The sequence below is a fragment of the Streptomyces sp. NPDC001415 genome (assembly GCF_053597395.1).
In genome coordinates this window covers 244,784-267,328 of the sequence record NZ_JBSFIE010000007.1, presented here as the reverse complement: position 1 = coordinate 267,328, position 22,545 = coordinate 244,784, and the positions used below count along the sequence as shown (strand labels likewise).

18 protein-coding genes are annotated in these 22,545 nt (G+C 73.5%); 13 read left to right on the top strand and 5 right to left on the bottom strand.

Going from position 1 to position 22,545, the window contains the following annotated elements; translation table 11 throughout:
• Positions 1 to 108: 108 nt before the first annotated feature.
• The 3 genes from ACWC2B_RS12440 to ACWC2B_RS12430 form a co-directional block, all read right to left on the bottom strand.
• On the bottom strand, positions 109 to 1,524 hold the full coding sequence (locus tag ACWC2B_RS12440; protein ID WP_450716425.1) for an RICIN domain-containing protein: 1,416 nt from the start codon (positions 1,522 to 1,524) through the stop codon (positions 109 to 111).
• A 229-nt stretch (positions 1,525 to 1,753) separates the two neighbouring features.
• Positions 1,754 to 3,328, bottom strand: a complete 1,575-nt coding sequence (locus ACWC2B_RS12435; protein WP_450716424.1) for a hydrolase — start codon at positions 3,326 to 3,328, stop codon at positions 1,754 to 1,756.
• Positions 3,329 to 3,378: 50 nt separating this feature from the next.
• A complete protein-coding gene (locus tag ACWC2B_RS12430) occupies positions 3,379 to 6,639 on the bottom strand; it encodes an AfsR/SARP family transcriptional regulator (RefSeq protein ID WP_450716423.1) in 3,261 nt (1,086 codons plus the stop codon).
• A 292-nt stretch (positions 6,640 to 6,931) separates the two neighbouring features.
• On the opposite strand from ACWC2B_RS12430, the gene ACWC2B_RS12425 reads away from it, so the two are divergent.
• Complete coding sequence (locus ACWC2B_RS12425; protein ID WP_450716422.1) at positions 6,932 to 8,386, top strand: hypothetical protein; 1,455 nt, start codon at positions 6,932 to 6,934, stop codon at positions 8,384 to 8,386.
• Positions 8,387 to 8,392: 6 nt separating this feature from the next.
• Here the strand turns inward: ACWC2B_RS12425 and ACWC2B_RS12420 are convergent, their stop codons facing one another.
• On the bottom strand, positions 8,393 to 8,620 hold the full coding sequence (locus ACWC2B_RS12420; protein WP_450716421.1) for a DUF397 domain-containing protein: 228 nt from the start codon (positions 8,618 to 8,620) through the stop codon (positions 8,393 to 8,395).
• Positions 8,610 to 9,443, bottom strand: a complete 834-nt coding sequence (locus ACWC2B_RS12415) for a helix-turn-helix domain-containing protein (protein WP_450716420.1) — start codon at positions 9,441 to 9,443, stop codon at positions 8,610 to 8,612. The genes ACWC2B_RS12420 and ACWC2B_RS12415 overlap by 11 nt, the downstream gene beginning before the upstream one ends.
• A gap of 188 nt (positions 9,444 to 9,631) precedes the next feature.
• Here ACWC2B_RS12415 and ACWC2B_RS12410 point away from each other — a divergent pair, with 188 nt between their 5' ends.
• The 12 genes from ACWC2B_RS12410 to ACWC2B_RS12355 all read left to right on the top strand — a co-directional run bounded on the left by ACWC2B_RS12410 (position 9,632) and on the right by ACWC2B_RS12355 (position 22,481).
• On the top strand, positions 9,632 to 9,787 hold the full coding sequence (locus ACWC2B_RS12410; RefSeq protein WP_450716419.1) for a hypothetical protein: 156 nt from the start codon (positions 9,632 to 9,634) through the stop codon (positions 9,785 to 9,787).
• A 331-nt stretch (positions 9,788 to 10,118) separates the two neighbouring features.
• Positions 10,119 to 11,699, top strand: a complete 1,581-nt coding sequence (locus ACWC2B_RS12405) for a phage tail sheath family protein (protein WP_450716418.1) — start codon at positions 10,119 to 10,121, stop codon at positions 11,697 to 11,699.
• Between the two features lie 57 nt (positions 11,700 to 11,756).
• Positions 11,757 to 12,200 (top strand): phage tail protein, encoded by a 444-nt coding sequence (locus ACWC2B_RS12400; protein ID WP_450716417.1) that lies wholly within the window; start codon positions 11,757 to 11,759, stop codon positions 12,198 to 12,200.
• Complete coding sequence (locus ACWC2B_RS12395; protein WP_450716416.1) at positions 12,200 to 12,676, top strand: hypothetical protein; 477 nt, start codon at positions 12,200 to 12,202, stop codon at positions 12,674 to 12,676. Before ACWC2B_RS12400 ends, ACWC2B_RS12395 begins: the two co-directional genes overlap by 1 nt.
• Positions 12,673 to 12,831 carry a DUF6760 family protein gene (locus tag ACWC2B_RS12390; RefSeq protein WP_162952566.1) on the top strand — a complete coding sequence of 53 codons (159 nt, stop codon included), beginning with the start codon at positions 12,673 to 12,675 and terminating at the stop codon, positions 12,829 to 12,831. Before ACWC2B_RS12395 ends, ACWC2B_RS12390 begins: the two co-directional genes overlap by 4 nt.
• A gap of 1,338 nt (positions 12,832 to 14,169) precedes the next feature.
• Positions 14,170 to 16,374, top strand: coding sequence for a hypothetical protein (locus ACWC2B_RS12385; RefSeq protein ID WP_450716415.1), 2,205 nt, complete (start codon positions 14,170 to 14,172; stop codon positions 16,372 to 16,374).
• Positions 16,375 to 16,433: 59 nt separating this feature from the next.
• The gene (locus ACWC2B_RS12380) at positions 16,434 to 16,871 is read left to right on the top strand and encodes a phage tail protein (protein WP_267058993.1); all 438 of its coding nucleotides are present in this window, start codon (positions 16,434 to 16,436) and stop codon (positions 16,869 to 16,871) included.
• Positions 16,872 to 16,873: 2 nt separating this feature from the next.
• A complete protein-coding gene (locus ACWC2B_RS12375; protein ID WP_450716414.1) occupies positions 16,874 to 17,596 on the top strand; it encodes a CIS tube protein in 723 nt (240 codons plus the stop codon).
• Positions 17,593 to 19,521 (top strand): VgrG-related protein, encoded by a 1,929-nt coding sequence (locus tag ACWC2B_RS12370; protein WP_450716413.1) that lies wholly within the window; start codon positions 17,593 to 17,595, stop codon positions 19,519 to 19,521. Before ACWC2B_RS12375 ends, ACWC2B_RS12370 begins: the two co-directional genes overlap by 4 nt.
• 10 nt (positions 19,522 to 19,531) lie before the next feature.
• Positions 19,532 to 19,972, top strand: a complete 441-nt coding sequence (locus tag ACWC2B_RS12365) for a GPW/gp25 family protein (protein ID WP_053724991.1) — start codon at positions 19,532 to 19,534, stop codon at positions 19,970 to 19,972.
• The gene (locus ACWC2B_RS12360; RefSeq protein ID WP_450716412.1) at positions 19,972 to 21,918 is read left to right on the top strand and encodes a putative baseplate assembly protein; all 1,947 of its coding nucleotides are present in this window, start codon (positions 19,972 to 19,974) and stop codon (positions 21,916 to 21,918) included. Before ACWC2B_RS12365 ends, ACWC2B_RS12360 begins: the two co-directional genes overlap by 1 nt.
• Positions 21,915 to 22,481: a phage tail protein gene (locus tag ACWC2B_RS12355; protein ID WP_450716411.1), complete on the top strand. Its 567-nt coding sequence runs from the start codon at positions 21,915 to 21,917 to the stop codon at positions 22,479 to 22,481. Before ACWC2B_RS12360 ends, ACWC2B_RS12355 begins: the two co-directional genes overlap by 4 nt.
• Positions 22,482 to 22,545: the final 64 nt, after the last annotated feature.

Here is a 22,545-nt window from a genome sequence, read left to right as displayed (position 1 = left end):
GGGGGCGGGGTGCTTCGACTGCGGGCCGTCGGTGGCCGGTCGCGCAGTTCCCCGCGCCCCTGGCGGGGCTGCCCTTGGCAGGGCACCCCGCCGCACCCGGCGTCGTCCCTACGGGACGATCTTCCAGCGTTGCTGGTCCGCCGGGAGGGCTCCGCAGGGACGGACCTCCGCGACCTGGAGCTTCGTGTCGTTGGGGGACAGGTCTGACAGGCACCAGCCCCCGTCCTTGCTGACCAGGCGGACAAAGCCGTCCGCACCGTCGATCGGCTGGATCGACCACTTCTGGTTGCTGGTCATCTGACCGTTCGTCAGGCTGGCTTTGCCCCCGGACGCGCCCCACATCTGGATCTGGTTGCCCTCCTTGGTGTTGTCCGCCACGGCCCAGTCCTCGGAGGACGACGAGAACGCGAACTCGTTGTTCGGCAGCGGGCGGACGTACCAGTACTGGTCCCACGTGGGATTGTTGCGGATCTCGCGCGCGGTGTAGACGTAGCGGCCCTCCGGCTTCTGGTCGGTGGCCGTCGTCATGTACCACCCGAGCCCGGACTGGATCCGCACCAGCTTGTTCGGGTCGTACTGGGGCGGCTTCGGCTTGTCGCCTCCGGGCTTGTCGCCGCCGGGGCCCTTCGGCTTCGGCTGGTCGCCGGCGGGGGCGGGCGGCGCGGGTACGGAGGGAGGCGGCGGCTGCTTCGAGGGCGCCGGCGGGGCGGACGGCAGCGGGGTGTTGGAGCCCTGCGGAAGCGGCTCTTCCTTGGAGGGCGCCTTCTCGGACGCCTGGCTCTTGACGCCCACGTCGTGCTGGAACCAGATCAGCGCGAACGCCACGGCCGCCGCGACGAGCACCGACCCGACCGCGAGCACCCAGCGCGGGAACACCGAGGGCTGCACATAGGTGCCGCGCAGCTCCTGCGGGGCGGGCTCGCCCGACCTCAACACCGAGACGGTGAACTGCTGTTGGCGTATCCCGCCGAACCAGCTCACGTTCGCCGCGGTGAGCTGCACCTCGGCGAACCCGGCCCGGCCCGGGTCGACCTGGACCGCGTTGGGGTTGGCCTCGACGGTGAAGGTGTCGCCGTTGTCCCGGGTGGAGAAGGAGGCGGTCAGCGGCTGGTTGCCCAGGTTGTCGACGGCCACCCGGCCCTTGGCCACGCGCCGGCCCTTCACCGTGCGCGGGACCAGCTCGGCGCGCATCTCGGCGAACGGGCTGATGGTGAGCCGGCCCTCGACGACATTGGCCTCGCCCGGATGCTCGCGCGGCTCGACCCGGATGCCGAAGGGGCTCGGGCCCGCCAGGGCGTCCGGGGTGCGCGGCGGCGCGAAGGTGACCTCGGCAGTCCCCTCCGCCCCCGGGTAGAGGCGCAGCACGGCCGGTTCGACGCTCGCCCAGCCGGCGGCGTCCCCGACCGGCGAGAGCCGGTACTCCTCGACGGTGTCCCCCGTATTGCGCACCCGCAGCCGTACGACGGCGCTGTCACCGGGGGCGACGGTGGTGGCGGGGGGCTCCAGGGCAGTCCACATACTCACCCCCCGAGTTAATTCCGGCGGGGGCCGAAGTACAGGGACGGAAGGGGCAGTTCCGGGGGCAGGACCGACTGCCCGAGCGACCATCGCCCCTAGTCGGGTGGGCCCCGGCGGGGGCGGCGCGAGGTGTTGGACCCGGGCGGTCGCGGGGGAACAACCGCCCGGGAATCTGTGGAGGCGAGCAGCCTGTCAGGCCGCGATCAGCAGCGCCTAACGTCCGCTAACGCCCGCGCTAACGGCCCGGCTTTCCGGTGTCCTTGACCGCGCCGCCGATCAGCCAGTTGATGGTCTGCGCGTCCGCGACACCGCTCTGCGGGAGGTTGACGGACGCCTGGTACGCCTTGATCGCCTTCGCGAGACCGGCCTCCGACTTCGTCGGCATGCCGGTCTTCTGTCCGGACCGGAAGTACTCGATGCCCTTGTTGGCGAAGTAGCGGTCGCGGGTGAGGTCGTCGTTCGAGATGGAGGACTGGGTGGCCCACCACAGCGCCGCGGTCAGCTTCGTGACCTGGAAGTTGTTCGCGCCGCTCTTCACGTCGTCCACCCTGATGCCCTGCGCCCACAGCGAGGTGAGCGTGGCCCGGCCCAGAGTGCCGGGCGTCTTGTCGGTGAGCGTCAGCTGGCGGCTGCTGTTCTTGTCCCGCATGACGGCGCCCTGGTAGCAGCGCAGCGAGGTCTCGGTGAGCTGGTCGATGACCCCGGCGGTCCAGCCGGCCTTCAGCTGGCAGGGGTTGCTGCTGCCGAGGGTGGCCAGGCGGTACTGCGCGAACGTGACGATGTCGTCCGGCTTGAAGCCCATCTCCCAGACCGGGCCCGACTTGGCGTTCGCCTTCGGCGCGGGCGGCGCCTTCGGGGGCGCGGGGACGACGGGCGGGCCGCCGTCGGGCGCCGCGTTGTCTCCGCCGCCACCGCCTGCACCGCCGCCCGAGCCGTCACCGGCCGGGGGCGGCGCGTTCACCGGGGGCGGCGGCGGGGCGGACGGAGGCGCGGAGGGCAGCGGGGATTCGGCGCCCTGCGGCACCGGCTGTGCGCTGGGACCGGCCTGGAGCTCACCGGAGGCCGTGTTCACCTTCGGCTGGAAGGCCAGCCACAGCACGACGAACGCCACGGCCGCCGTGACCATCGCACTGCCCACGACCATCAGCCAGCGCGGCAGCACCGGACGCTGGTCGAAGGTGCCGATGAGTTCGCGACCGGTGTCGTCGCCGGAGCGGCGTACCGCGACGGTGAGGCGGTGCTGTTCGGCCTGGCCGGTCCAACGGACCTGCTGCGGACGGACGTTGAGCTTCGCGAACGCGGCACGGCCGGGCGCGACCTGCACCGAGTTCGGCGCCATGTCGTAGGTGAGCCGGTTGGTCTCGTCGCGCAGGGTGAGTGACGCCGTGAGCGGGGTGTTGCCGAGGTTGTCGACAGCCACCGAGGCCCGCCCGCGGAACCGGCCCACCAGGCTCGACGGCAGCAGTTCGGCGCGCACCTCGGTGAAGGGCGCGACCGTGACCTGCCCTTCGAGCACGTCCCGCACGTCGGGGTGCTCGCGGGGCTCCACGCGGATGCCGTACGGGGCCGGGCCCGCCAGGGCGTCGGGCGAGCGGGGCGGCGCGAAGGAGATCTCCGCGGTGCCCTCGCTGCCGGGATAGAGGCGCAGGGTGTCGGGTTCCACGCGGGCCCAGCCCGCCGGGGTGCCGACCACCGAGAGGCGGTATTCCTCGACCGTGTCCCCGGTATTGCGTACCCGCAGCCGTGCGGTGGCCCGCCCACCGGGATCTACGGCGACGGCGGCCGGGTCCAGAGACGTCCACATGGTCATGATCGAAGGCTAGGGGGCGCGCCGGGCGGTCCCCTGCCCGAAAGGCTCTGTCAGAGGGCAGCCCTGGCTGCACCCGCAGCCCCGCCGACCGGGCTGCCCGGCGGGCCGGTCGGCCGGCCCGCCGCCGGGGGCGCGGTCCACGGCGGGGACGTCAGCTCGTCGGCCTCCGCCGCGCCCCGCGCGCTGAGCAGCCGGTGCGCGGTGCGCAGCGAGGCAAGCGCGGACAGCGCCGGTGTCTCGCCGAGCACGAGCAGCGCCCGGCCGCGTGCCGCGAGGGCGAGGCCCCGGCAGAACGGGTCGCCGAGGTCGTCCTCGATGGACAGCGCCTGCGTCGCACAGGCCGCGGCCTCCCCGGGCCGGTCCCGGGCGAGCGCGCAGTGCGCGAGGCGCGCCCAGGCCAGCGCCTCCCAGCGCAGGTCGCCGACCCACTGGTGGTGCTGGCGCGACTCCCGCAGATGGGCGGCGGCCCGGACCGGCCGGCCGCCCGCGAGCAGGGCGCAGCCGATCTGGTACAGCACATGCCCGAGCGTGCCCCGGTCCCCCAACTCCCTTGCCGCACGCAGGACTTCATCGGCCGCGGTCTCGGCGCGTTCCTTGTGGCCGAGCAGCATGTGGGCGCGTACGACATGGGCGAGGACGCGCACCGCGTCGCCCCGGCTGTCCAGCTCGACGAAGCGCGCGTACGCCTGCTCGAACAGGGGCAGCGCCTCGGCGGGGCGGCCCATCGCGGCCAGGATCATGGCGAGTTCGTGCGCCGCCTCGGACTCGGTCAGCGGGTCCGAGGCGAGGGCCGCGAACCGGAGCGCCTGGCGAAGGGTGCGTTCCGTACGCCGCAACGTGTCGGCGTTCTGCCGCGGTACGGCGGCGATCAGGCGCAGCGCCCGGCCCGCCGAGCGGGAGTCGCCGTGACGGTTCGCCGCGGACAGGGCGAGGCGGGCCGGGCCCTGGAGTTCGCGGCGCCGGCCGGTGCCGATGATCAGGTGCGCCCAGCCGGTGAGGAGGTCGACGGCGAGCCGCACCGCCTCCGCCCCCGGGTCCTCCCAGGGCCCCTTGCCGAGTGCCTGCTCGGCGGTGGCGCGGATCAGCTGGTGCGATTCCTGGAGCCAGGCCCGGGCGGCCTCGGCGTCGGCCGGGCGGTACCCGGGCGCCTGCGGCGCGTACAGCAGGGCGGGTACGCCGCTGAGCGGGCGCAGGCGGCGGATCGCGTGGCGGACGGTGGCCAGGACGTGGTCGAGCAGCCTGCGCTGGGCGGCGGGCCGCTCGGCCGCGTCGGGCGAGTCTTCGAGGACCCGGCGGGCGAAGATCCGTACGAGGTCGTGGAACCGGTAGCGGTCCACGCCGCGGGCCTCGACGAGACCGGCGTCGACGAGCGCCTCCAGGGCGTCCTCGGCCGTGTACTCGTCGGTGCCGAGCAGCGCGGCCGCGGTGGCCCGGCCGAAGACCGGCACGGCGGCGGCGGACGTCAGGCGGAAGGCGCGGGCGGCCGCCGCGTCCAGCCCTTCGTAGCTGAGCCGGAACGCGGCGTCGACGCCGAGGCCGTCCGCCTCCAGCTCGTCAAGCCGGTGCCGCTCGTCGCGCAGCCGGTCCGTGAGGTCGGCCAGCGCCCAGTCGGAGCGGGCGGTGAGACGGGCCGCGGCGATGCGTACGGCGAGCGGCAACCTGCCGCAGACCGCGACGAGTTGGCGGGCGGCTTCGGGTTCCGCCTGTACGCGCTCGCCGCCCACGATCGTTTCGAGCATGGCCAGCGCGTCCTGCTCGGTCATCGCCTCCACGTCGAGGAGGCGGGCCCCGGGCAGGCCGACGATCCTGGTGCGGCTCGTGACGAGTACCGCGCTGCCGGGGGTGCCGGGCAGCAGGGGGCGGATCTGGGCGGTGCCGTGGGCGTTGTCCAGCAGGACGAGTACGCGTTTGCCCGCGAGCAGGGAGCGGTAGAGCGCCCCGCGCTGGCCCGCGTCGTCGGGGATCGCGCCCTCGGCCACGCCCATCGCGCGCAGGAGGTGGGTCAGGACGTCCGCGCTGTCCGCGGGGTCCGGGTCCTGGCCGCGGAGGTCCGCGTACAGCTGGCCGTCGGGGAAGGCGTGCCGCATGCGGTGCGCGGCGGTGACGGCCAGGGCGGTCTTGCCCGCGCCGCCGAGGCCGGTGAGGACCGCTACGCCCATGGCCTGGGCGTCCGCGGCCTCTTGCAGGAGGGTGGTCAGCTCCTTGAGGGGGGCCTCTCGGCCCGTGAAGTCGCTTATGGGGAGCGGGAGTTGGGCGGGGCGGGGGGTGGTTGTGCGGCTCGGCCGGGGCGGGGTGCCGGGCTGGGCTCCGTCGACCCGTTGCGCGGAGGCGGCCCGCTGCGCGGTGTTGGGCGCGGGGGCCGGCTGCGGCTGGGTGGGGGCGGATAGCGGGATTCCGGCGGGTGCGGCCACGGCGTGAGTGGAGGGGCTGGTATCCACGCGGGGTGAGGCGGGGCGCATGTCCGCGGGGCGGCGTGCGGCCGGGGACGTCGTCGAGGGGGTCTCTGTCGGGCGGGCCAGCAGTCTCGTGTGCAGAGCGGTCAGTTCGGGGCCCGGGGGGACTCCCAGTTCCGTGTCCAGGGTTCGGCGCGTGTCCTCGTACACCGCGAACGCTTCCGCTTGGCGGCCTGCTCTGTGGAGGGCCAGCATCAGCAGGGCCTGGGTTCGCTCGCGCAGGGGGTGTTCGGCCGCGAAGGCCCGGAGGGAGGCGATCGTGGCCGCGTGGCGGTCCAGGGCCAGGGCGCCGTGGAAGTGGTCCTCGCGGGCGGACAGCCACAGCTCGGTGAGGCGGTCGCGCTGGCGCTCGGCGTGCGGGCCGGGCAGGCCGGCGAGGGGGCTGCCGCCCCACAGGGCGAGCGCTCCGGTCAGTTCGCGGTGGGCGGCCGCGGTGTCCCCCGCGCCGCGCAGCCGGGCGGCCTCGGCGAGGCGCGCCTCGAAGACCGCGGTGTCGAGCGCGGCGGAGGGCACCCGCAGGGCGTACCCGTCGTCGGCCGACACCAGGAGCCTGGCCGGGGTGCGCGCGGGGCGGGACGGCTCAAGCAGGGTGCGCAGCCGCGACACGTAGGTGCGCAGCGTGCCGACGCCGCGCGGGGGCAGCCGTTCGCCCCAGATCGCGTCGAGGAGCTCCGGCATGGAGACTGGCCGGCCCTCGCGCAGGAGCAGTACGGCGAGCAGGGCCCGTTGCTGGGGCGGTCCAAGGCGCAGGGGCCGGCCGTCGAGGTCGCCCTCGACGGGCCCGAGCATCCGGAACCGCAGTCCGTCGGGTATGCCGCCGGTTGTGCCGCCATCGCCCGTTCCGCCGGATACCGTCACGCGCTGCCGCCTCTTCCTCTCACTCGCCCGGCCGATGCGTCCCCCGACGTTTGCCCTTTCGGCCCTCCGGATCTTGTTCTTCCGGTCCACCGAAACGCTACGCCAGGACCTCCCACGGGCCCGCACCACCAGATGTATCGCACAAGGAGTTGGCTTGAACTGGCCCTGTACCCCGTGGGTAACCGGTCGAAAGGGCACCCTCCCTGCCCCCAAGACGGGCCTTTCGCCTCCTGCGTTCCGCATCGGAGGCGTCAAGAATCGCGAGGCAACGACCGAGGGGAGTGCACCCATCGTGCGGGTCACGCAGGAACAGCAGGCCGAGCGACGCCCGAGCACCCCGGTGGCCGGCTCGACGCGGCGCGAATCCGCACTCGCCCGGCTTCACCGCACCGCCGGGAACGCGGCGGTGGCCCAGCTGTTGGCTCCGTCCGCCGAACGCGGCCGGGAGCCCGCGTCGATCCAGCGGATCACCGATCATCCGGGCGGCACGTACGACGCGACGCCCCAACCCGGCGAGCGCGGGCCGTACTTCGTCGCGCAGGGTCCGGAGCCGGTGGTCGCGATGGGTGGCGGCGGCGAACCACGCGACATCCGGGAACGGCTGCGGTACGAGCTCGCCGAGGTCGGCCCCGCCGACGCCCCGCTCCGGGTGGCCGACGACGGCACGCTCGCCGTCCACGGGGTGGACGAGCCCAAGGAGTTCTACGCGGTGCAGGCCGTCGTCGACACGGCCAACGCGGCGCTGCGCGCGGTCAACAGCACCGTCGAGCTGGTCACCGGCGGCCGGAGCATCGGCGTCGGCGCCCAGCGGTTGCTCCGCGTACAGCCCGCCGTCGTCAGGGACGCCACGCCCGAGAGCCAACTGGGGCCGTTCGTCTCGCTGTTGCGCTCCACCTGCATCTCGGTCGCGTGCTCCCTGATCGGCTCCGAGCACTCCAAGCGGGCGCAGGCGGTGCTCGGCGGCGGCGACGGGAACTTCCTGCTCACCCCCAGCTCCGACAGCGACGCCCGCGCGAACCGCCTGGCCGGCGCGGTCGCCCAGGACACCACCAACACCCTCGACGTGCCCGGCGCGGTCGCCGCCGCCCAGGGCGACCAGGCCCCGGCCGGGGACCTCGGCCGCAGCTACGGCGAGGCCGTCCGCGACGGCGGCCGGGACGACACCGAGGCCCGCCTGGGCATCAACAAGTACGCCTCGCCCGGCCCCGGCGAGGGCTTCGGGATCTTCAGCATGCTGGCGCAGGACGGCCGCGACCATTCGGTGTCGCCCGCCGTGGAGCGCGGCGAGAACGTGTGGGGCTACCACTTCGCGGCGGTCGTCGCGCGCTCCCTGGACGGCACCTGCCAGGTCACCCTGGAGAACTACGCGCGCAACGAGTTCGACGCCAGGGCCCGCTCCGAGCTGTACGAGCTCCTCTACCAGCGGGCCAAGAGCGGCGGCGGCTGGTTCAGCCAGCTCAAGCCGCTCCTGGAGAGCGACGACCAGCAGGCTTTCAAGAAGAAGTTCGACGACGTGCTGGCCGCCCTGGTCAAGGACCCCGCCGTGAAGAGGAACCGGGGCCTGCCGCGCATCCAGCTGCAGAACGACTTCGAGGACCACACCTGCCGCTCCTGGTTCTTCCGCGTCTACGGCGGTGGCCCCGGCGAGAGCTTCCACGAGCAGCAGGCGGCCTCGGGCTACTTCAACAACCCCATGACGCTGCGGGTCGGCCGCCCGCCGGCCGGGCCCAACACGGCCGCGCAGTAGGGGAGTTCAGGCTTTGACCCCCTCGATGAACGCCGTCCAGGCCCGCGCCGGAAAGAACAGGGCCGGGCCGCCCGGCCGCTTGCTGTCGCGTACGGGGACGAGGAGGCGGGAGGCGAAGCCCGACTCGGCGACCTCCAGGCAGCTGCCGTTGTCACCCGCGCTGTGGCTCGACTTCCGCCAGCCGGTGGGACCGGGGGCGGCCGGGGCCGGGTCCGGGGTGCGCTCAGTGCTCATGGTCGTATTCCTCCGCCGCCGTTTCGAGCAGAGCCAGGGACGCCTCCGGCGGCAACGCGGCGGCCCGTGCCAGATCGTAGGCATACCGGCAGCGGCCGACCACCGCCGGATCGTCGTGCAGGACCCCGGTGTGGATGCCCTCGACATAGGCGAGGTCCGGTTCGTCCGCGAACCGCATCAGGCTGAGCATGCTGCCCATCGCCCCGTGCGCGCCCTCCGCACGCGGTACGACCTGCGTCAGGACCCGGCCCGAGCGCCCCAGGGCGGCCACGTGCCTCAGCTGTTCGGCCATCACGGCCGGGCCGCCGACCGCCGTGCCCAGAACGTTTTCGCCAAGGATCACCCACACGTGGGGGCTGTCGTGGTCGGCCAGGATATTGGCCCGGCGCAGCCGGTTCACGACCTTGGTCTCCAGCTCGTCGGGGTGCGCCTGCGGCTGGTAGGCGCGGAACACGGCCCGCGCGTACGCCTCGGTCTGGAGGATGCCGGGCACCAGAATCGGGGCGTACTCCTCGATGACGGTGGCCAGTTGCTCGGCGTCGGCGGCGGCCGCGAAGTGATCGGCGAAGCGGAACGTGTCCAGGGTGCGCAGCATCCGCACGAAGAAGCCCTCCGTGCCGAGCGCCGCGTCGAGCCGCTCCGCGAGGTCCGGGCGCGGCTTGCGCCGGCCCGCCTCGAAGTGCGCGATGAGCGAGCCCGAGCAGATGACCCGCTCGCCGAGCTCGCTCTGGGTCAGGCCCGCCGCCTCGCGCCGCAGCCGCAGCTCCTCGCCGTAGAACTCGCGCGGCGACTGCACCTGCTCGGCACGTCCGCGACCGGCCATCGACAGCACACCCTTCCGCACACACTCGCCCAACCATGCTTCCGTACAAAGGAGTTGGAGAGCCGCGCCCACTGTTCAGGCTAGCCGTCGGGGGAGCACGCTGCTGGGAGTACGGACAGCTACTGCACGATCACGGACAGGGGCGGCGTGAACGGGAGTCGGCATACGTGCCTAGGGGGTGCGCGCCAATGGGTGACAGCAGTGCGGAACAGCAGGCGGCCGAGGACGCCCGACGGAGGGAGGAACTACTGGAGAAGGTGCGCGAGGCGAACCGGCTGAGCAACGGCCGGCCCTGCCCGCCACCGGGGCCGATCTCGCTGACCGAGGACGAGGACGAGGCCTGACCTGGTCCGACCTGACCCGCCCTCTTCCGGATTGTCCGCTTTCGGGCCCCCGGGCCCCACCCGTACCCGATCCGGCCGGACGAACCCGCGCCGATGACCGGAAGGGCACCTTGTGCTGCCCTCGTCCACGCACCTTCTCCCCTCCCCGCGCGGGCCGGGCCGCGCGAGGCTTGAGGGGTAATTGGCCGGTAGCAGCGTTTCGGGGGGCGGGGGACAACCGCATGCAGCTCGGATTCGGAGTGAGCCGTCCGCCCCGCGCTCAGCTGGGCCCCAAAGTCTTCGGGCGCTAGCCCGCACCCTCCGTACACCCAGTAACAAGGAGCAGCTTCCCGTGCCCAACTACCTGTCCCCCGGCGTCTACGTCGAGGAAGTCGCCAGCGGATCCCGCCCCATCGAAGGGGTCGGCACCTCCGTTGCCGCCTTCGTCGGGCTCGCGCCCGTGGGGCCGCTGAACGAGCCGACGCTGGTGACGAACTGGTCCCAGTACGTCGCCGAGTTCGGCGAGTTCACGGACGGGTACTACCTGGCGCACTCCGTCTACGGCTTCTTCAACAACGGCGGTACGGCCGCCTACGTCGTGCGTGTCGGCGGGTCCGACAACGGCGCCGGGCAGGCCGCCCCGCAGGCCGCGGCCGCCGCCGCGCCGCAGGCGATCACCGCCGGCGAGGCCGTGGCGCTCGGCACGTTCAAGGTCTCCGCGATCACGGCGGGCTCCAACGGCGGCGCGCTGACCGTCGAGGTGCAGGACGCCGAGGAGAAGGACGCGGACCGCTTCAAGCTGGTCGTCAAGGACGGCGACACCGTCGTCGAGAACTTCGACGTCAGCGCGAAGAAGTCGGCTCGCAACTTCGTCGTCACGCAGGTCAAGCAGCGCTCCAAGACGATCACCGTCGAGGAGGCCGCGGCCGGTGGCCAGCTGGCCAAGCCGGACGCGCAGGCCGTCACCCTGGCCCCGCCGGTCGCCGCTCCCGCGCCGGCCCCCGCCGGTGGCACCCTCGCCCGGATCGAGACCGGCCAGTTCATCGGCGACTCCGCCGACCGCACCGGCTTCGGCGGCCTGGAGGCCTTCGACGAGATCAACATGGTCGCGGTGCCGGACCTGATGGCCGCCTACCAGCAGGGTCTGATCGACCTGGAGCAGGTCAAGGCCGTCCAGCTGGGCCTGGTCGCGCACTGCGAGCTGATGGGCGACCGCATGGCCGTCCTCGACCCGCCGCCCGGCCTCAACGCCCGCGACATCCGCAAGTGGCGGATGGAGGGCGCCGGTTACGACTCCCGGTACGCCGCCCTCTACTACCCGTGGATCAAGTCCTTCGACCCCTCCACCGGTCAGACCAAGATCGTGCCGCCGTCCGGGCACATGGCCGGCATCTGGGCCCGCAACGACGCCGAGCGCGGCGTGCACAAGGCCCCGGCGAACGAGATCGTGCGCGGCGCGGTCGACCTGGAACTCCAGATCACCCGCGGCGAGCAGGACCTCCTGAACCCGGTCGGCGTCAACTGCATCCGCGCCTTCCCGGGCCGCGGCATCCGCGTCTGGGGCGCCCGCACCCTTGCCTCGGACCCGGCCTGGCGCTACCTGAACGTGCGCCGGTACTTCAACTACCTGGAAGAGTCGATCCTGATCGGCACCCAGTGGGTCGTGTTCGAGCCGAACGACCAGGCGCTGTGGGCCCGGATCCGCCGCAACATCTCCGCCTTCCTGGTCAACGAGTGGCGCAACGGCGCCCTGTTCGGCGCGCGCCCCGAGGACGCCTTCTACGTGAAGTGCGACGAGGAGACCAACCCGGTGGAGTCGGTCGACCTGGGCCGCGTGGTCTGCGAGATCGGCATCGCGCCCGTCAAGCCCGCCGAGTTCGTCGTGTTCCGGCTCGCCCAGTTCTCGGGCGGCGGCGGCGAGCTGGAGGAGTAGGCGCACCTCGACCCGCTCGTATTTTTGCCGATTTCGCCCGAACAGGAGTAACCCAGCATGTCGCTTCAGCCTGGTGATGCGCTCACCACACACAACTTCGGCCTGCAGATCGACGGCATCATGGTCGAGTACCTGCAGGAGGTCAGCAGCCTCTCGATGGAGCAGGACGTCATCGAGTACCAGCAGGTCTCGGCCGACGGCAAGCCGATCATCAAGAAGCTGCCCGGCGTCAAGAAGGCCGGCGAGTGCACGGTGACGCGCGGCGCCACGCAGTCCGCCACGTTCTCCGAGTGGATCAAGCAGTCCATCGACGGGAACATGGGCTCGGCCCGCAAGAACGCGTCCATCATCATGATGGACTACATGGACAACCCGGTGAAGCGCTACCACCTGCGCAACGCCTGGTGCAACAAGGTCGAGATCAGCGCGGTCAAGGCCGGCGACGCCTCGGCCATGACCGAGCAGGTCTCCATCACCTTCGAAGAGCTGGTCATCGAGTAATGCGCCGCGAAGGTCCTGGAGTCGTCGGAGTTCCCGGAGTTGCCGGTCTCGCCGGAACTCCCGGCGCGGAGGCCACGTCCGCCTCCGGCGGGGGTGCGCGGGACACCCTGCGCACCGAGTTCGAGTTCGAGTTGCCGCGCGGATACGTGGACGAGGCGGGCACCGTGCACCGGCGCGGCGCGATGCGGCTCGCCACGGCCCGCGACGAGCTGGTCCCGCTGCGGGACGTGCGGGTCCGCGAGAACCCGGCGTACCTGTCGGTGGTCCTGCTCGGCCGGGTCATCACCCGGCTCGGCACGCTCGGTGACGTCCACGACGGCACGGTGGAGAACATGTTCGCCTCCGACCTGGCCTTCCTCCAGGACTTCTACCGGCAGATCAACGCCGAGGGCCACACCCGGGCGGCCGTGGCCTGCCCGCACTGCGAGCAGTCCTTCGAGGTCGAGCTGGCCGGGAGCCGCCTGGGGGAATCGTGACGTACGCGGCCGACCGGATCGAGGAGGAGACCGCGTACCTCGCCTACCACTTCCACTGGGACATGGACTCCATCCTCGACCTGGAGCATGCGGACCGGCGGGCGTACGTACGGCGGGTGGCGGCACTGGTGGAACAAGGCGAAGGGGAGCGGTGACGGGGGATGGGCCTGTTCAAGCGCCGGCGTAACCGGCCGGCGGGGATCGAAGGGGCCCCGTCCCCGGCTTCCGAGCCGATCCCTGCCCCCTCGCCCGTCCAGGGCGACGGGGGCTGGGCGGCCGCGCCGTTGATGCAGCGCGCCCTGGCGGCCCCCCGCCTCACGGCGGAGCCGTCCTTCGGCTCCACCCTGGCCGCCCACCAGGACCTCTCGGTGGTCCGCCCCCTGACCCACGCGGTCTCCCCCACGGCCCCCCACGGAGTCCTCCACAACGCCCTGACCCCGGTAGCGGGTTCACCGTCGTCCCTTCCGCTTCCGGTACTGCGGTTGCCGGTGGCGGGGAGGAGCGAGCTTCCGGGTGCGGGGGAGGCGAGTGCGGGGGAGGCGGGTGCCGCTTCGGCCCTCGCGCCGACACCGGTGCGGCGGGCGGCTTCCGGGTCGGGTCCGGCTGCGGGGACAGTTCAGCCGTCGGCTTCCTCATCGGCCCCGGTTACGGGTCCGGTGCAGCGGGCGGTTGCTCGTGCGAGCGGGCCGGATGCGACGCCCGTACAGCGGGCAGCTTCTACGTCGGCCTCGGCCACGGCGCCGGGCGCCGTTGGTGAGCCCCCGGCAGGCTCAACTCCCGCTGTACAGCGTGCTGTTGAGGCTCAGGCGAGCCCGGTCCTGCCTGGGGCTGCTCCTGCTGTGCAGCGGGCGGCCAAGGCTACGGGTGACTCGGGTTCGGCGGACCCGGCCGGCCCCCGCGGGGCTCATACCGTGCAGCGGGCGGCCAAGCCCGCGACCGGCCCGGCGGACAACCCGGGAGCGGCTCCGGGACCAACTGCCTCGGCTCCGGCCGGCACGGCCCATACCGTGCAGCGGGCGGCCAAGCCCGCAGTCGGCTCCACGAACAAGCCCGGCGCCGCGCCCGCACCGGCCTCGCCCGCCGCGGCCGGCTCAACTGACGCTGTGCAGCGGGCAGTCAAGCCTGCGGCCGGCGCGGAACCGACAAGCCCCGCCACCCCCAGCGCGACCACCCCCGTGCAGCGGGCGCAGCCCACGGGTGGGCACAACGGACCCCGCCCGCCGGAGCCGACTCCGTCACCCGCGCCCGGTACGGCTCCCGCCGTGCGGCGTGCAGTCAAGCCTGCGGCAGACCCGGGGGCCACGAGCCCGGCACCCTCCGGTACGGCTCCCGCAGTACAGCGGGCAGTCAAGCCTGCGACCAGCTCGGGGCCGACAAGCCCCGCCACGCCCAGCGCAGCCACCCCCGCGCAGCGGGCGGTCACGCCCGAACCGCCCGCCGCCGTGCGGCGACCCGCCATGCCCGTGCGTGGCGAGTCGAACAACCCCGGCCCCGTGGCGGAGCCAGCCACGCCCGCGACACCGGCGCCCCCGGTGCAGCGCGCAGCCACAACACCCGCCGCCCCGGCCGACACCTCCCGTACCACGCAGGCCTCTTCGGCGCAGGAGCCCGCCGTCCCCGCCCCGGGCGCGACGCCCAGCCCCGTCCAGGGCGCGCCCAAGCCCGCGAGCACCCCCGGCGCTTCGTCCACCGCGGCTCCCGCGATACAGCGATGGGCCGCACCCGCGCAGAGCGGCCCGGCTCCCACCCCCAGCGCGACTCCCACCCCGGCCGGTCCGGCCCGGCCTGCCTCAACTCCCCCCGTCCAGCGGGCCGTCACCCCCACGCCCCCGTCCGCTCCCGACGCCCCCTCCGCCATGCCCGTACGCGGCGAGACCGCCAACCCCGCCAAGACTTCGCAGGGCGCGGCGGACAACTCCCGCACGGCTCCGACGCTCCCTGCGCCTTCGGCTCCGCAGGCCACCCCCGCGCCCACCCCCGCGCCCACCCCTGCGACGGCCCCCGCCCCGCCCGCACCCCGCCGCGCGGACAAGCCCGTACCGGCAAACCCCATCGGCCCCCCGGTCCAGCGGGCCCTCACGACCCCGCCCAGCGCGACGACGCCCCCCGGCCCGGACGTCGTACAGCGGGCCTCGACGCCCCGTCCGTCCGACTCGCCCGCCCCCGCGCAGCGGACCGCCGCGATGCCGACGCCGATGCCGATACCGGGTGACGACTCAACTCCCCTGGTTCAGCGGGCAGTTGGTCCGGACGACACCCGGTCGAGCACCAGGCAGAGTGCCCAGCCAACCGCGCCGCCGAGCACGCAGCCGAGCGCCGAGCGGAACGCCCCGTCGGGCAACCCCGCTCAGGCCGCGCCCGGGGTGGCTCGGCGTGCCGGCGAGGCGGCGTCCGGCCCGGCGGGACCCCGCTCGGCGGAGACCCCCCGCACCGCGTCCGGGGCGACTCCCGTCGTCCAGCGGGTCGTTACGGCCGCGCCGAGCCGCCCCGGTCCGGGCGCGGCTCCCCGGGTCCCGATGCCGGTTCAGCGGGCAGCCGCCCCCTCCGAGCGGCGTTCGCTCACGTCCGCGCCCCGGCCGGTCCGCCCCTCCCACCACCTCGACCCCGTCGGCGTGGTGCGGCCCGCCCCCAAGGCGCCCGCACCCGCGCCCACCCCTGCCGTCACTCCCGCCGTCGCTCCCGACGGCCCCTCCAACGTCCCCGCATCGGTTCCCCCCACCGATGCGGGGGCCACCACCCCGCCCCCGGCGGCACCCCCCGTACAACGCAAGCCGATGGTCCGCCGGGTCACCCGCGTCCAGAACAACACCACCACCCCGGACGCCCCCCGCCGACGCCCCCTGATCGGCGCCCCCATCACGCCGAACACCCCGAACACCCCGCCCAAGGCCGGCCCGAGCATCTCCCGCAGCGCCATCCCGGGCATGCCTGCGAGCGCGCCCCCTGGCCTCGCTCCCGGCATCACGCCGGGCGCCACCTCGCCCAGCCCCGCCTCACCCGCCCCGGCCACGCCCACCTCCGCACAACCCGCCATCCAGCGCGCCGCCACCCCTCCCGCCGACCCGGCCACACCCCTCCGTAAGGTCCGCCTCCCCGCGCCAACTCCCCTTCAGCGTGCGGCAGTTGCCGGTCCCCCGCTCGCCTCCGCCCGCCCCCTCACCACCCGGCACCAAGCGGCTCCGGGCAACCCGGTCAGCCCTGCCGGCACGGCAACCAGCCCGGCCCGCACAGCCAGTACGGCAACCGGCGCGCCCACCGGCGCAGCCGCGCCCGCCGCCGTACCGCTCAGGCAGGCGCCCCCCACCACCGACACCCGCCCCGTCGTCGTCCCCCTCCACCGTCCCGCCGCGCCCGCCGCATCCCGGGGCATGGCGCAACCCTCCGTACAGCGGGCCGCGGAGCCGACCCCGGCGCCCGTCATCCCCGTACGACGGAGCAGCCCGCCCCCCGCGCCCGCCCCGCAGCAGCCCTTCGTACAACGGCAGCCCGAGCCCCCCGTACAACGGAAAGCCGCATCACAGGCCCCACCCGCCACCGCGCCCGCGCCGGCCACCGAACCGCCGGCGGCAGCGGGGGCCGGCGAACAGGCCCCCGACATCGACGCGTTGGCCAGACGCCTGGTCGCCCCGCTCTCCCGTCTGCTCCGCGCCGAGCTCCGCGGGGACCGGGAGCGGATCGGCCGCCTGCGCGACCGCTGACCGCCACCACCCGCCCGTGACCAGCCCCCTGAAAACTCCTACCGACGGAAGACCACCCCATGCCCACCACCCTTGACCCCGGCTCCACCGTCTTCTTCAAGCTGACCATCGACGGCCAGAACCTCGGCCTGTTCAACGGCTGCGACGGTCTCGCGTCCGAGGTCGAGGTGGAGCAGCGCCAGGAGGGCGGCAACAACGGGTTCGTGTGGCAGTTGCCCACCCGGGTCACGTTCTCCACGATCCGGCTGACCCGCCCGCTGACCGCCGACACCTCCAAGGTGGCGTCCTGGATCTCCTCGCTCGCCACCGGCATCACCCGGCCCACCGCGCAGATCGCGGCCCTGCGCGCCGACGGTTCGATCGTCGCGCAGTGGGGCCTCGTCGAGGTCCTTCCCGTGCGCTGGACGGGGCCGAGCCTCGACCCGGCCAGCCCGAGCGTGGCCACCGAGACGCTGGAGATCGCCCACCACGGCTTCACCGACGCGGGGGGTGCGTGAGCATGGCCGCTCCCACCGGAGGAAAGGCAGCGGGTCTGTCCCGCGCCACCCTCGCCATCCACCAGCCGCCCACCGACCTCGGTGGCGCGGTCGGCGGGCTCATGGGCGAGGTCAAGTTCCAGTTCAACCCGTCGCAGGTGCAGCTCGGCCGGTCCTCCACCTGGGTCGTCATGCCGGCCATCGCCTACACCCGGGGCGCGCCCGCCAAGTTCACCGGCGCGCAGCCCGCGGCCCTCCAGCTGGAGGTGTTCCTCGACGCGTCGGGCACGCCGAGCTCCAACACCGTGCAGAAGCAGGTCGACCTGCTGCTCTCGTGCTGCGAGGTGACCCCGCAGAGCGTGGCCTCCAAGGCGCCGTCGCCGCCGTTCGTGAAGTTCAGCTGGGGCTCGTTCTCGACCGTCGAGTTCACGGCGTACGTCACCAGCGTGAACGCCAACTACACGCTGTTCAGCCCCAACGGCACGCCCCTGCGCGCCACTTGCAACCTCTCGCTCACCGAGGTCGCGACCAACACCAAGGGCCAGAACCCGACCTCGGGCGCCCTCTCCGCGCGCCGGGTGCACCGCACGGTCGCCGGGGACACCCTGGCCTCGCTCGCCTGGCGCGAGTACGGCGACGCCACCCGCTGGCGGGTGATCGCCGAGGCGAACGAGATCGACGACCCGATGCGGCTGCGCCCCGGCACCGAGCTGCTCCTGCCCGCTTCCTCGGAGGGCGCCGTATGAGCGAGAAGACCTTCACCACCGTCCTGCACGTCCAGATCAACGGGACGGTCCTGCCCGACCCGCTGGCCGTGCGCCTCATCGAGGGCTGGGTCGACGCCTCCGTCAACGTGCCCTCCGCCTTCCAGCTGACCTTCAGCGACAAGGACGGCGTCGTCACCACCAAGTACCCGATGCTGAAGATCGGCGCGAAGGTGGTGCTGAGCCCGTTCACCGACAGCCGGCGCGGCGACCCGATGCTGACCGGCGAGGTCACCGCCCTGGAGATCGACGCCGAGCCCGGCACCGGCCGCCAGCTCGTCGTGCGCGGCTACGACCCCGGCCACCGGCTGCTGCGCAACCGCCGCGTCGCCGGCTACCCGAGCATGACCGCGTCCGACATCGTGCGCCGCGTCGCAGGCCTCAACGGCCTCTCGCTCGGCAAGATCGATTCGACGCCCACGGTGTACGACCTGGCGACCCAGCCCAACATCACCGACTGGGACTTCCTGTCGCGCCTCGCGGCCGAGAACGACGTCCGGCTGTCCTTCGACAACATGGGCAAGCTCAACTTCTCCGAGCTGAAGCCCGCCTCCGGCGCGCCGTCCGACACGACCCCGGCCGCCCAGAGCCCGTACGTCCTCGACTTCGGCACGAACACCCTGCACAGCCGGATCGCGATGACGTCGGCCGGGCAGGTCAAGAAGGTCAACGTGCGCGGCTGGGACATGCGCACCAAGCGGCAGCTCGCCGCCCCCGCCCCCGCGGTCACCAGCAAGGACATCGTCGCCGACATCACCCCGGCCACGGTGACCACCCCGTTCGGCGCGGCCGAGCTCACCGCCACGCAGGTCCCGTACACCACCCTGTCCGAGGTCACCCATGCCGCGAAGGCGCTGGCCGACGACGTCACCGGCGCGTTCGCCGAGCTTGAGGTCGCCGTCACCGGCAACCCCGACCTCAAGCCCGGCACCCCCATCGCCGTGAAGGGCGCCGGCTTCCCCTTCGAGGGCAAGTACACGGCCACCGGCGTACGCCACGTCTTCGCGTCCGGCGAGCAGTACACGACCTGGCTGACCGTCTCGGGCCGCCAGTTCCGTTCGCTGTACGGGCTCGCCGCGGGCGGCACCGACCAGGCGCCCCCCATGCCGGGCGTGGCCGTCGCCCTGGTCACCAACACCAAGGACCCGCTGCGGCTCGGCCGGGTCCGGCTGCGCTTCCCGTGGCTGTCCGAGACGTACGAGAGCGACTGGTGCCGGGTCGCCCAGTTCGGCGGCAAGGGCGGCGGCGGGCTGCTCCTTCCCGACGTCAACGACGAGGTGCTCTGCGCCTTCGACCGGGGCTCCCTTGAGCACCCGTACGTCATCGCCGGGCTCTACAACGGCATCGACAAGCACACCCGCGAACCCGACAACATCCCCGTGGTCGACCCGACCAGCGGGCAGATCAACTGGCGTTCCCTGACCGCCCGCAGCGGCCACACCGTCGAGCTGCTCGAAGAGGGCGGGGCGGCCCGCCTCTCCAGCGGCATCCGGCTGCGCACCGGCAAGGGCAGGCTGCACATCCAGATGAACGAGGCCCGCACCTCCCTCACCATCAACAGCGACGGCACCGTCGAGATCAAGGGCATGCGGGGCGTCGACATCGAGGCGGGCGGCAACCTGTCCCTGAAGGCCGGCGGCCTCCTCAGCATGAAGGCGGGCGCCGGCATCGAGATCGACGCCGGCATGGCCGTCAACGTCAAGGCGGGCCTCGCCTTCGACGTGAAGGCCGGTGGCGAGGCGTCCGTCGTCGCGGGAGGCGCGGTGTCGCTCAACGCGGCCGGTGAGGCGGCCATCACCGCGATCGCCAACGCCAGCATCACCGCGGCCACTGTCGCCATCAGCGGAGCGGCCGCCATCGAGCTGACGTCTCCGGCCCCGCTGTCCAACGGCATGCCGATCATCTAGGAGAGTTGAGATGAGCGAACACTTCGTCGGGGCCGGCTGGGCGTTCCCGATGCGCACCGACCCGGGCGGCGGCATCGCCCTGGCCCGGCGCGACCGCGAGATCGAGGAGTCCATGCGCCTGGTGCTGGCCACCGCGCCGGGCGAGCGCCCCATGCGTCCCGAGTTCGGCTGCGCGGTGCACGACCTGGTGTTCGCGCCCGTCAACGACGCCACCGCGGGGCGCATCCGCTACGAGGTGCGCACCTCGCTCGACCGCTGGGAGCCCAGGATCGAGGTCGAGGAGGTCACGGTGACCCCGGCGCCCGACGAGCCGACCGTGCTGCACATCGACGTGCGGTACTCGGTGCGCGGCACCAACAACCCGCGCAGCCTCGTCTTCCCCTTCTATGTGATTCCCTCCGAGGGCGGCGACCAGCCAGGCCCGACGGCCGGCGAAAGCGAACGACACTGATGGCCCTGCCCGCACCTCATCTCGACGACCGCCGCTTCCAGCAGTTCGTCGACGACGCCAAGCGCTACATCCAGCAGCGCTGCCCCGAGTGGAGCGACCACAACGTCTCCGACCCGGGTGTCACCCTCATCGAAGCCGTCGCGCACATGGCCGACCAGCTCGTGTACCGGCTCAACCGGGTCCCCGAGAAGAACCAGCTGGCCTTCCTCGACCTGCTCGGCGTGACCCTGTTCCCGCCGTCGGCGGCCAGGGCGTCGGTGACGTTCTGGCTGTCCGCGCCGCAGTCGGAGCCGGTCCTGCTGCCCCGGGGCACCGAGGTCGCCACCGGCCGCACCGAGACCGAGGAGGCGGTGGTCTTCGCGACCGACGACGATCTGACGATCGTGCCCTGCCACCTCGACCACGTACTGCGCCAGCCCGTCGGCTCCGCACCCGAGGACTGCTCGCAGGACGTGCTCGGCGGCACCGACGTCTCGGTGTTCAGCTCCGGCCCGCTCCCCGGCGACGTGCTGCTCTTCGGCCTGTCGGCGGCCCTGCCGAACTGCACGGCCGCGGTGCGCATGGAGAGCCGCGTCGACGGCGTCGGCGTCGACCCGCGCCAGCCGCCCCTGGTGTGGGAGGCGTGGACGGCCGACGGCTGGACCGAGTGCGAGGTCGCCGAGGACAGCACGGGCGGTCTCAACCGCCCCGGCGAGGTCGTCCTGCACATGCCGGCCGGGCACGCGGTGTCCCGGATGGGCCGCCTGGACGCGGGCTGGCTGCGCTGCCGCGTCGTGGAGGCCGCCCCCGGCCAGCCGTTCTACAGCGTCTCGCCGACGGTGCGCAGCGCCTCCGCGTTCACCATCGGCGGCACCACGCGGGTCTCGCACGCCGAGACGGTACGGGACGAGTCCCTCGGCGACTCCGAGGGCGTCCCGGGCCAGCGCCTGATGCTGGCGAACGCGCCGGTCGTCGGCGGCGTACGCCTGGAGATCTCGGCGGGCGAGGGCTGGGAGGAGTGGGAGTCGGTGGACGACTTCGCCGCGTCCGGCCCCTTCGACCGCCACTTCACCCTCGACGCGGCGACGGGCGAGATCGCCTTCGGCCCGTCCGTGCGCCAACCGGACGGCACGGTACGGCAGTTCGGCGCCGTACCGATCAAGGGCGCGGCCATCCGTGCCTCCCGCTACGGCACCGGCGGCGGCCGCGCCGGCAACGTCGCCCGGGGTTCGATCCAGGTCCTGCGCAGCTCGATTCCGTACATCTCCCGCGTGGAGAACCGGGAGGCGGCGCGTGGCGGGGTCGACGGCGAGACCGTCGAGGAGGCCAAGACGCGCGCGCCGATCGCGCTGCGCGCCCAGGAGCGCGCGGTGACCGCCCGCGACTACGAGGAGCTGGCCCGCCGCGCCGCCCCCGAGACCGCCCGCATCGCGTGCCTGGCGGCGGACGCGGCCGAGTCGGGCGACAACGCGGTACGCGTCCTGGTCGTCCCGCAGGCCGTCCCCGACCGGGGTGGACGGCTGCGCTTCGAGCAACTGGTCCCGGGCGACGAGCTGTTGGGCCGCGTGACGACCTTCCTGGACGACCGCCGCCCGCTGGGCACCCGCCTGGCGGTGGGCCCGCCGTTCTACCAGGGCGTGACGGTAGTGGCCACCTTGCACTCGTTCCGCGCGGCGAAGGCGGACCACGTACGCGACGAGGCGCTGAACGCCCTCTACTCCTACCTGGACCCGCTGACGGGCGGCGCCCACGGCACGGGCTGGCCGTTCGGCCGCCCGCTGCGGGCAGGAGAGATCTTCGCGGCGTTGCAGAGGGTCCCGGGTGTGGAACTGGTGGACGAGGTGTTGTTGCACCCGGCGGACCCCCTGACCGGCCGCCGAGGCGACGCGACGGACCGCATCGAACTCTCCCCCTCGGCACTCCTCTTCCCCTTCGACCACCGCGTGCGCGTGATCGAGGCGCGATGAGCGCGCGGGGATCGGTGGAGGGGCTCGGCTCGTCGCACCCGCTGGGCGGCGAGCTGCCCGCGGTGTACGCGGACGACGACTTCGCCCAGCGCTTCGTCGAGGGCCTGGACGTGGTCCTGGCCCCGCTGTTCAACGTCCTGGACTGCCTGGAGGCGTACTTCGACCCGGCCCTTGCCCCGGAGGACTTCGTGGACTGGCTGACGGGCTGGGTGGGCGCGGAGCTCGACGGCACGGAGCCGCTGGAGATCCGCCGCCATGCCGTGGCGACGGCGGTCTCCCTGCACCGGGTCCGGGGCACGGCCCAGGGCCTGGCGCAGGCGGTCCAACTGGCCTTCGGGGTACGCCCCGAGATCACCGAGAGCGGCGGAGCGACCTGGTCGGCCCGCCCCCTCGGCCCGTTCCCGGGTGCCCCGAGGCCCTCCCTCCGGGTGACCCTCCGAGTCCCCGACCCGTCCTCCGTCGACCCTCACCGCCTCCAGGCGGTGGTGGCGGCGGCCCGCCCCGCCCACCTCCCTTTCACGGCCGAGGTATCCGCGAAAACCCTTACCCACGAAGGGAATTGACCTTTCATGTCCACCCCGGCCATGGTCCCCTGCCCCGACTGCGGCACCCCGGCCCGAGCCACGG

Coding starts and splice junctions, on each gene's coding strand:
- ACWC2B_RS12435 (WP_450716424.1), bottom strand. CDS start 3,328: ATGACCATGTGGACGTCTCTGGACCCGGCCGCCGTCGCCGTAGATCCC.
- ACWC2B_RS12420 (WP_450716421.1), bottom strand. CDS start 8,620: ATGAGCACTGAGCGCACCCCGGACCCGGCCCCGGCCGCCCCCGGTCCC.
- ACWC2B_RS12415 (WP_450716420.1), bottom strand. CDS start 9,443: ATGGCCGGTCGCGGACGTGCCGAGCAGGTGCAGTCGCCGCGCGAGTTC.
- ACWC2B_RS12410 (WP_450716419.1), top strand. CDS start 9,632: ATGGGTGACAGCAGTGCGGAACAGCAGGCGGCCGAGGACGCCCGACGG.
- ACWC2B_RS12400 (WP_450716417.1), top strand. CDS start 11,757: ATGTCGCTTCAGCCTGGTGATGCGCTCACCACACACAACTTCGGCCTG.
- ACWC2B_RS12395 (WP_450716416.1), top strand. CDS start 12,200: ATGCGCCGCGAAGGTCCTGGAGTCGTCGGAGTTCCCGGAGTTGCCGGT.
- ACWC2B_RS12380 (WP_267058993.1), top strand. CDS start 16,434: ATGCCCACCACCCTTGACCCCGGCTCCACCGTCTTCTTCAAGCTGACC.
- ACWC2B_RS12375 (WP_450716414.1), top strand. CDS start 16,874: ATGGCCGCTCCCACCGGAGGAAAGGCAGCGGGTCTGTCCCGCGCCACC.
- ACWC2B_RS12370 (WP_450716413.1), top strand. CDS start 17,593: ATGAGCGAGAAGACCTTCACCACCGTCCTGCACGTCCAGATCAACGGG.
- ACWC2B_RS12365 (WP_053724991.1), top strand. CDS start 19,532: ATGAGCGAACACTTCGTCGGGGCCGGCTGGGCGTTCCCGATGCGCACC.
- ACWC2B_RS12360 (WP_450716412.1), top strand. CDS start 19,972: ATGGCCCTGCCCGCACCTCATCTCGACGACCGCCGCTTCCAGCAGTTC.
- ACWC2B_RS12355 (WP_450716411.1), top strand. CDS start 21,915: ATGAGCGCGCGGGGATCGGTGGAGGGGCTCGGCTCGTCGCACCCGCTG.